Origin of the sequence: Streptomyces olivaceus (assembly GCF_000721235.1) — a bacterium.
Taxonomy (GTDB): domain Bacteria; phylum Actinomycetota; class Actinomycetes; order Streptomycetales; family Streptomycetaceae; genus Streptomyces; species Streptomyces olivaceus.
Map to the genome: position 1 here is coordinate 1 of NZ_JOFH01000133.1, position 506 is coordinate 506.

The 506-nt window shown below is 69.2% G+C and carries 1 pseudogene; it reads right to left on the reverse strand.

The features are described 5' to 3' along the window. Nucleotides 1-506 (reverse strand): annotated as a pseudogene (locus IG94_RS0138110) (polyketide synthase); the annotation flags it as partial.

Below are 506 nucleotides of genomic sequence, written 5' to 3' on the forward strand. Positions count from 1 at the left end.
GCGCGGCGGGGACGCCCCGTCTCCGGCCACGCCACCTCCTCCGTCACCAACCGCACCGCACCCGAAGACCAGTCCACCCGCGAGGACGGAACATCCACATGCAACGTCCGCGGCACCACACCATGACGCATCGCCATCACCGCCTTGATGACACCCGCCACCCCCGCAGCCGCCTGCGTATGCCCGATATTCGACTTCAACGACCCCAACAACAACGGCCGCTCCACCGAACGCCCCTGCCCATACGTCGCCAGCAACGCCTGCGCCTCGATCGGATCACCCAGCCTCGTCCCCGTACCATGCGCCTCCACCACATCCACATCCACCGCCGACAACCCCGCCTGCGCCAACGCCTGCCCGATCACCCGCTGCTGCGACGGCCCGTTCGGCGCCGTCAACCCGTTCGACGCCCCGTCCTGATTCACCGCACTGCCCCGCACCACCGCCAGCACCCGATGCCCACGCCGCCGCGCATCCGACAACCGCTCCAACAACACCAGACCGAC